This window comes from Kitasatospora sp. NPDC127116, assembly GCF_042677365.1.
Classification (GTDB): domain Bacteria; phylum Actinomycetota; class Actinomycetes; order Streptomycetales; family Streptomycetaceae; genus Kitasatospora; species Kitasatospora lactacystinica.
On record NZ_JBHXTL010000114.1, the window covers coordinates 1 to 2,143 of the forward strand.

Annotated in this window: 4 protein-coding genes; 3 read left to right on the forward strand and 1 reads right to left on the reverse strand. The window is 71.7% G+C overall.

Annotation, left to right across the window (positions count from 1 at the left end; genetic code table 11):
* Window positions 1–185: 185 nt before the first annotated feature.
* Complete coding sequence (locus ACFVHV_RS33415; protein ID WP_380356252.1) at window positions 186–524, reverse strand: hypothetical protein; 339 nt, start codon at window positions 522–524, stop codon at window positions 186–188.
* 176 nt (window positions 525–700) lie between these two features.
* Here ACFVHV_RS33415 and ACFVHV_RS33420 point away from each other — a divergent pair, with 176 nt between their 5' ends.
* The 3 genes from ACFVHV_RS33420 to ACFVHV_RS33430 all read left to right on the forward strand — a co-directional run bounded on the left by ACFVHV_RS33420 (window position 701) and on the right by ACFVHV_RS33430 (window position 1,994).
* The gene (locus ACFVHV_RS33420) at window positions 701–1,006 is read left to right on the forward strand and encodes a hypothetical protein (RefSeq protein WP_359898400.1); all 306 of its coding nucleotides are present in this window, start codon (window positions 701–703) and stop codon (window positions 1,004–1,006) included.
* 134 nt (window positions 1,007–1,140) lie between these two features.
* Entirely contained in the window at window positions 1,141–1,524 is a 384-nt protein-coding gene (locus ACFVHV_RS33425) for a hypothetical protein (RefSeq protein ID WP_359898401.1), read from the forward strand.
* Between the two features lie 341 nt (window positions 1,525–1,865).
* Entirely contained in the window at window positions 1,866–1,994 is a 129-nt protein-coding gene (locus ACFVHV_RS33430; RefSeq protein WP_359898402.1) for a hypothetical protein, read from the forward strand.
* Window positions 1,995–2,143 lie beyond the last annotated feature (149 nt).

Here is a 2,143-nt window from a genome sequence, read left to right on the forward strand (position 1 = left end):
GGGGGGGTCGTATTGGTTTATACGCGACAGGACCCCCCCGGCTGCTGGGTATGGCGGCCGGTCCGACTTCCCGTGCAGCGGAAGCTCCTTGTGCCGATCGCGGTCCTCCGCGCCCGTCGCCTCAGGTCCCCGGAGCCAGCGAGTCGGCCGACGCCTGTGGCCTCGTCACGTGTTCGCCTCGCCCATCACGGCATCCTCGTGGACCGGGCGGTGCAATGGTGGCAGTACACGACATCGACCGGCCCACCGGAGCGGGCCCGTGCCACGGCCCGCGCACACGACACGGCGGACAGCACGCCGAGGGCGAGCAGCAGCACGCCCGCAGCGTCCCCACTGAGCAGCGGTTTCGCGGCCAGGACGAGGAGCACCACCGCCGCCAGGAACCGCACGACACCCCGGCCCCGGAGCACGGGCCGATACCGCTCGCGGAACACGGTCAGCTCTGTCGTCTCCTCGCACCGCGGGCAGCCCGTCCCGCCGCCTCCGCCGGCCTGCGCCGTATCGAACAACAGCTCATCCGTCACACGGCAACCCTACGGCTTACGTCCAGGGCGGCTCGACCCCGTCGCTCAAGTCGGGCCGTCGAACCGGATGTCACCTGGTGGGGCCGGGAGGCTGCGCTCGGCGGAGCTCGCCCCCGACCGAGGCGGCCGGGCGGACCTGTGCTGTGATGGGGGTCCGATCAGCCAAGGAGGACGTCGTGACCGTCGAGTCGCACGAGGACTGCGGTCCGGTGTACACCCTCAGCCCGGACGAGCCGATGTTCGTGTCGAAGCGCGTGCGTCGCGGGCAGCCCGTCGTGAGTGTCCACCTCGACGAGGACGGTGACTGGCAGGCGTTCTCGGCGACCGAGCCGCGCTGGTGGAAGGGCGGCCCCAGGCTGGTCCATGCCGCGCACCTGCTGGAGAGCGACCCCTCGATGGCCGGCCTGCCGGCGCTGCCGCTGAATCACTGGGCGACGCGTGAGGACGCCTCGTCGACGGCGTGGCAGGTCTTCCGGGGCTGACCGGGCCCGCGGCGGCCCCGGAGCTGTCGCCCGGCCCGCGCCGGCGCGCCGACGACCTGTGGGCGGACAGGTGATCTCCCTGTCCGGTATGGCAAGTTGTCGCTCGTCCGGGCCCGTCGGCGTAGAGTGGGCGGGTGTCAGCTGATCTTGGAGACCGACCGAAGCCGAAGCCGTTCGATGAGTGGCGGGACATCTATGACGTCCTTGAACAGGTGCGGCAGCGGCCCGGCATGTTCGTGCGCAACGGCTCGCTGGACGACTTGGGCCTGATTTTCTCGGGGTACAGCCTTGCCCTGCGGATTCACGGGGTCGACGAGCGGTTCGATTTCGATCCGGTCGGCCCGTTCCAGCAATGGCTGTGCTGGACGCGCGGTTGGCCGATGAGCCTCAGCTGGTACCAGTTCATCGAGCGGAACGCTGGTGCGGTTCCGCCGCTGGAGGCGTTCTTTCAGCTGCTCGACGAGTGGCGGGCGAGCGTGGCCGCCGAGAACTCGGCAGCAGCGGAAACGGCTCCCTGACAGGCCGTTGAACGGACACTGTCGGGGAAAGACGGCACCCGCGCCCGCGCGGTGGGCGACAGTGGACCCATGACCGCGCTGCACGAGGCGACCGGCGAGCGGCAGACCTGGACCTGCTCGTTCCTCGTCACCTGCACCGGCTACTACGAATACGACCGGGGCCACCTGCCCGAGTTCCCCGGCGTCGGGCGGTTCGAGGGCGTGCGGATCCACCCGCAGCGCTGGCCCCAGGATTTCGACCACGCGGGGAAGACGGGCCCGTCGACCGTGCGGCCAACGCGACCGGGGACGGCGTCGTCGACGAGCTCTCGTCGGGCTACATCCGGCGCGCGAAGGACGCGATGCCGCGCCAGGGACGGGACTTCCCGTGGCGGATGGTCATGGACTACCGGCACGACAGGAAGGTCCTGCTCTCCGACCCGATCGAGGACGGCGTCCTCCGGTTCACCGGCGCCCCGGACGGCGGTTGATCCGCCACCGGGTTCCCGGGAGTCCCGGACGGGTGGGGCCCCGGGGTCGGCGTGACGTCCACCCGGGCCCCCCCGGTGTGACGCGTGCGGGCGCGCGCACAGGCCGGGGACGTGCGCGCCCCGGGGGTGCACCCCGGCCCGGGCCGGGG